Source organism: Arthrobacter sp. HMWF013 (genome assembly GCF_003061105.1).
GTDB lineage: Bacteria > Actinomycetota > Actinomycetes > Actinomycetales > Micrococcaceae > Arthrobacter.
This window is the reverse complement of sequence record NZ_QAIQ01000181.1, coordinates 1,366-7,306: the sequence shown is the minus strand read 5'-3', so window position 1 is coordinate 7,306 and position 5,941 is coordinate 1,366. Positions and strand designations below refer to the sequence as shown.

4 protein-coding genes and 1 pseudogene are annotated in these 5,941 nt (G+C 64.2%); 4 read left to right on the top strand and 1 reads right to left on the bottom strand.

Annotation, left to right across the window (positions count from 1 at the left end; translation table 11 throughout):
* From DBR22_RS08015 to DBR22_RS08005, 3 genes are all read left to right on the top strand, one after another.
* On the top strand, positions 1-1,164 hold a 1,164-nt coding region (locus tag DBR22_RS08015), incomplete at its 5' end, for an ABC transporter ATP-binding protein (RefSeq protein WP_146187427.1).
* 52 nt (positions 1,165-1,216) lie between these two features.
* Complete coding sequence (locus DBR22_RS08010) at positions 1,217-2,935, top strand: ABC transporter family substrate-binding protein (protein ID WP_108598578.1); 1,719 nt, start codon at positions 1,217-1,219, stop codon at positions 2,933-2,935.
* A gap of 139 nt (positions 2,936-3,074) precedes the next feature.
* A complete protein-coding gene (locus DBR22_RS08005; RefSeq protein WP_108598577.1) occupies positions 3,075-4,172 on the top strand; it encodes a Gfo/Idh/MocA family protein in 1,098 nt (365 codons plus the stop codon).
* Positions 4,173-4,264: 92 nt separating this feature from the next.
* On the opposite strand, the gene ald is transcribed toward DBR22_RS08005, so the two are convergent.
* Complete coding sequence (gene ald, locus DBR22_RS08000; RefSeq protein WP_108598579.1) at positions 4,265-5,383, bottom strand: alanine dehydrogenase; 1,119 nt, start codon at positions 5,381-5,383, stop codon at positions 4,265-4,267.
* A gap of 233 nt (positions 5,384-5,616) precedes the next feature.
* On the opposite strand from ald, the pseudogene DBR22_RS24390 reads away from it, so the two are divergent.
* Positions 5,617-5,941, top strand: a pseudogene (locus tag DBR22_RS24390) (PucR family transcriptional regulator); the annotation flags it as partial.

Below are 5,941 nucleotides of genomic sequence, written 5' to 3'. Positions count from 1 at the left end.
GTCCTGGAAATCTTCTCGGCCCCGCCGGTTCCGGTGTCCGGCTTTGACGCCATCCCCCGGGCGGAACGCGCCACGGTCCTGGAGCTCAAGGATGTGCGCAAGCACTTTCCGCTGACCAAGGGCGCGCTGCTGAAACGGCGCATCGGCACCGTCAAGGCCGTGGACGGCCTCAGCTTCGACATCCGCGAGGGTGAATGCTTCGCCATTGTGGGGGAGTCGGGCTCCGGCAAGACCACCACGCTCCTGGAAATCATGGAGTTCCACAAGGACCAGGACGGCGAGGTGAGGATCGGCGGCCTCAGCAACAAGGAAGCCACCGACGCCAGGACCAGGAGCGCCATGCGGCGCGAGCTGCAGATGGTCTTCCAGGATCCCACCGGCGCTCTGGACCCCCGCTTCACCGTGTACGAGGTCCTGGCCGAACCCCTGCAGAACGCCGGGATGGACAAGGCAGCCATCCGGAAACGGATCATGGAGCTGATGAAGCTGGTGGGGCTGCAGCCCGATCACGTCAACCGGTTCCCCAACCAGTTCTCCGGCGGCCAGCGCCAGCGCGTGGGCATCGCCCGTGCCTTGGCCGTGAACCCGAAGCTGGTGGTGCTGGACGAACCCGTGTCCGCCCTGGACGTGTCCGTCCAGGCCGGCGTCATCAACCTGCTGGACAAGCTGCGCGCGGAGCTGGGCCTCAGCTACCTGATGGTGGCCCACGACCTCTCCGTGGTGCGGCACATCTCCAACCGCGTGGCGGTCATGTACCTCGGGAAGATCGTGGAGATCGGGGAAGTGGACAGGGTCTTCGACAACCCGCGCCACCCCTACACACGCGCGCTGCTCTCCGCTATTCCCGTCCCTGACCCGCAGCTCGAACGCACGCGGGAGCGGATCATCCTCAAAGGTGACCTGCCATCGCCACTGGACGCTCCCAAGGGCTGCAACTTCGCCACCCGCTGCCCTGTGTTCGCTGCGCTCCCTGCTGCCAAGCAGGAGAAATGCCTCACCTTGGAGCCGCCGCTGGAGGCTGTCCAGCCCTCGGCGGCAGTGAAAGCCCTGGAAGCGGGGCCGGTTCCGGTCCTGGACCAGCAGTTCGCCTGCTTCTTTCCGGACGGCGAACTGGACGAGGACATGCTGGTGGTCCATGAAACCGCGGAACCCCATGCACCCTAGATTTTTTCGACCCACCACAAGCACCACCACTCGCACCAATGAAGGGAAAACCATGAAGAATCTGACCAAGATTGGCGGAGCGGCAGCCATAGCGGCTGCTTTGACGCTGACTGCTTGCGGCGGTGGAGGCACGTCTACCGGACCGGAGACTGCCAAGGGGCAGGAGTCAGGCAGCGACCTCTCCAAGCTGATCAGCATCAACGAGAAGCCTGCGGCGGACCTCGAGCCCGGCGGCAAGGTCACCCTGCCGCTTGGCAACATCGGGCCGGACTTCAACGGGTTCTCCAACAACGGCAACAGCGCCGACAACTCCGCACTGCAGATCCCCATGAACCCGGTGGCTGTGAACAGCGGCGGCATCGGCGGCTGCTGGAAGGTCGACTTCATCGGCAAGGTCACGCCGAACAAGGACTTCTGCGAGTCGGTTGAGAGCGAAGTCAAGGACGGCAAGCAGACCGTCACCATCAAGGTCAACGAGAAGGCCACCTACAACGATGGCACTCCCATCGACATCAAGGCTTTCCAGAACACCTGGAACATCCTCAAGAGCCCGGATGCCGGTTACGACATCGTGAGCTCCGGAGCCTACGAATTCGTTGAGTCCGTTGAAGCTGGCAGCAGCGACAAGGAAATCATCGTCAAGACGAGCCAGCCGGTCTACCCGGTGGACTCCCTCTTCTTCGGCCTGATCCACCCGGCCGTCAACACCCCCGAAATCTTCAACGAGGGCTTCGTTGGCGAAATGCACCCTGAGTGGATGGCCGGTCCGTTCAAGCTGGACCAGTACGACACTGCAGCCAAGACGGTAACCCTCGTTCCCAACGACAAGTGGTGGGGCACCAAGCCCGTGCTGGCAAACGTGGTCTTCCGGCAGCTGGAAACCAGCGCCCAGATCGCAGCCTTCAAGAACGGTGAGATCGACGGCATGTCTGCCAACACCATCTCCTTGTACAAGCAGCTGGAAGGCACCAAGGACTCCGAGGTCCGCCGCGGCCAGCGTCTCTTCGCCGGTGGCATGAACATCAACGCCCAGAAGATCACCGACGTGGCAGTCCGCAAGGCGATCTTCGCCGCCGTTGACCGCGAAGCCCTCCGCAAGGTCCGCTTCAATGGCCTGAACTGGGAAGAGCCCAGCTCCGGTTCCATGATGGTCCTGCCGTTCTCCGAGTACTACCAGGACAACTACCCTGTGAAGGAAACGGGCGCGGATGCAGCCAAGAAGGTCCTGACCGACGCCGGCTACACCGCCAACGCCGCAGGCATTATGGAGAAGGACGGCAAGCCGGCCGCGTTCAAGATCAGCAACTTCGGTGACGATCCCACCACGCTCGCCTTCACCCAGACCCTCCAGAAGCAGCTCCAGGCCGGCGGCATGGACGTTGGGATCGACCAGCGCGCCTCTGCCGACTTCGGCAAGGTCATCGGCGGACGCGACTTCGACATGAGTGTCTCCGGCTACACGGTTGGCCCGGACGCCACGGACGCCGTCAAGCAGTATTACGACTCCAAGGTCAACGAAAACGGCCTCGGCGACGCTGAACTGGACAAGAAGATCGCTGACCTGGCCTCCATCGAGGACAACGTGGAGCGCAACAAGGCAGCCATGGAAGTTGAAAAAGAGCACATGGCCAAGTACTTCTCCATGGGTGTTGTGATGAACGGCCCGCAGATCTCGTTCGTCCGCACCGGCCTGGCCAACTACGGACCGTCCCTGTTCCAGAGCCTCTCCCAGGTTCCGGACTGGACCACCATCGGCTGGGAAAAGAAGTAACTCCCACCCCACCCCCGGGACGCTCTCTCACTTAATGCAGGTTTTGGGCACACGCTCTCTCACTTCCTTGAAGGAAGTGAGAGAGCGTGTGCATTTAAGGCACATCGAGTGAGAGAGGGTGGCGGGGTAGCGTTGGGCTATGACCGGCACCGAACCTGAACGCACCAACCACACCCTCCGCACCAACCGCACCCTCCGCACCGCCGTCGTCGGCTTTGGCCTGTCCGGCAGTGTCTTCCACGCGCCGCTGATTGCGGCGGACCCCCACTATTCGCTGGACGTCATCGCTACGTCCGACGCCGGCCGGCAGGCTGCCGTCACGGAGCGGTACCCGGGCACCAAAACAGTGCCCGACGGCGACGCTGTTCTTGCGTTGGCCGGCGAGCTTGATGTGGTGGTGCTGGGGACCCCGCCCGCCACCCACTACCCGCTGGCCAAGGCTGCACTTGAGGCCGGGCTCGACGTCGTGGTGGACAAACCCTTTGCCGTCACGAGCGCGCAGGGACGGGAGCTGATCGCCCTGGCGGAACGGCTGGGCCGCGTACTCACGGTCTTCCAGAACCGCCGCTGGGACGGGGATTTCCTCACGGTCCGGAAGCTGCTGGCCGGGGAAGCCCTGGGAAGCGTGACCCGCTTTGAGTCCAGTTTCGAACGGTGGTCCCCGGACACCGCAAAGGCGTGGAAGGTAGACGCCACGGCAGCGGACGGAGGCGGTGTGCTGTTCGACCTGGGCACGCACCTCATTGACCAGGCACTCCTGCTGTTCGGCCCGGCCACTGTGGCCCACGCTGAGCTGCAGGCGCGCCGTCCCCACGAGAAAGTGGACGACGACGTCTTCCTGGTCCTCAACCACGAGTCCGGCGTGACCAGTCACCTGAGCATGAACATGCTCTGCGCGCAGCAGGGTCCGCGCTTCCGCATCCTCGGGTCCACGGGAGCGTTCACCAAGCACGGAATCGACCCGCAGGAGCCGTACATCGTGGCCGGCGGCAGCCCGCTGGACGAGGAGTTCGGCGTCGAAGCGCCGGAATGGGCGGGAGCACTGGGCCGCGACGGCCATCTCGAGGCACTGCCCACAGAGCGCGGTGCCTACCCCGAGTTCTACCGGCTGCTGGCACAGAAGATCCTCGACGGCGGCTCGGCCTCAGTCCTCCCCGTCCCGGTAGAACCCGCAGGGCCGGTAGAGGCCCTCAAATTAATCGAGCAGGCACGGGAACTGGCTGCAAAGGTGCGTTAACGGCCGAAACGGAGGCCATCCGGAAGCGTGCGTCAGAGCGACGAAGGAGCAGCACGCGGGGATGGCCGCCGTTTCGGGTGGCACTAAGGGCCTTACGCGGAGACCAGTTCGTGCCAGTCGGCTACGAGCGGCAGGCCGTGGGCCTCGGAGACGGAGTGGTGTGCCACATGTCCGGCTGCGATGTTGAGGCCGGCGGCGAGGGCGGGGTCGCGGTCGAAGGCGGCTTTGACGCCCAGGTTGGCCAGTGCAACGGCGTACCGCAGCGTGACGTTGGTCAGCGCGTAGGTGGACGTGTTGGGCACCGCGCCGGGCATGTTGGCCACGCAGTAGAAGATGGTGTTGTGCACCTTGTACGTGGGTTCCTGGTGGGTGGTGGGGCGGGTGTCCTCGAAGCAGCCGCCCTGGTCCACGGCGATGTCCACCAGCACGGAGCCGGGCTTCATGCGGGAGACCAGTTCGTTGCTGACCAGCTTGGGGGCCTTGGCGCCGGGGATCAGCACCGAACCGATCACCAAATCGGCGTCCACCACTGACTTCTCGATCTCGTATTTGTTCGAGGCCACGGTCTTCAGGCGGCCCTGGTATTGGGCATCGAGTTCACGGAGGCGGTTGATGTTGATGTCCAGGATGGTGACGTCGGCACCCAGGCCCAGGGCCATGGCCGCAGCGTTGGTTCCGGCAACGCCAGCGCCGAGGACAACTACCTTGGCGGGACGGACACCCGGGACGCCACCGAGCAGTACGCCCTTGCCGCCTGCGGGAGCCATCAGGGAAGTGGCGCCAACCTGGACGGAAAGCCGGCCGGCGACCTCGGACATCGGGGCCAGCAGCGGCAGTGCGCGGCCATCCTGGACGGTTTCGTAGGCGATGGCGGTGACGCCGGAGTTGATCAGTTCCCGGGTCAGTTCCGGTTCGGCCGCGAGGTGCAGGTAAGTGAAGAGGATCAGGCCCTTGCGGAAGCGGTGGTATTCCGCTGCTACGGGTTCCTTGACCTTCATGACCATGTCGGCGCGGGCCCAGACATCGTCCGCGGCAGCGACGATTTCGGCGCCGGCGATGGCGTATTCCTCGTCCGTGATCCCGGAACCAAGACCTGCGCCGCGCTCCACCAGGACTGTGTGGCCGTAGGTGCGGAACTCGTGGACGCCGGCGGCGGTGATGGCCACGCGGAATTCGTTGTTCTTGATCTCTTTGGGGACACCGATGATCATTTTGGGCTCCATGTTCACCAGGCCAGCGGCCCGGAATCGCGGGAAAATTCGTACTTCCAGAATAAATCCGGATGTGACCCAGTCGACAGGAAAGAGGGATTGGCCCCAGGGCGGCATCCGCGCCATTCCGCGGTTTTCATCCCACAGTGCTCGACATTTGTTCAGCCTGAGGGCGTCAGGTGTCGCCTCGTGTCCGTTCGTCGCCGCGGCCCGCAAAGCAGTAGTGTTGCCCCATGCAGCAGCAGGATGTGGAACAGCTTGTGGAACAGGTGGCCGGGAAGCTGGGACACGGACTTTCGCTGGAAGATCTGGACGGCCTGCTGCTCGCCTACAGCTCCAACCAGGCCCACGCGGACCGGGTCCGGGTCAACTTCCTGCTGAGCAAGAGGGTGCCGGCCGATGTCAGCGCCTGGCAGCTTTCCCATGGCATTGCGACGGCGGTGCGTCCGTTGGCGATCCCAGCCAACCCGGATCTCGGAATGCTGGGCCGGATCTGCGTTCCGCTGATGGTGCGGGGATTCCGCGTGGGCTACCTGTGGGTCCAGCAGGATTCGGAGG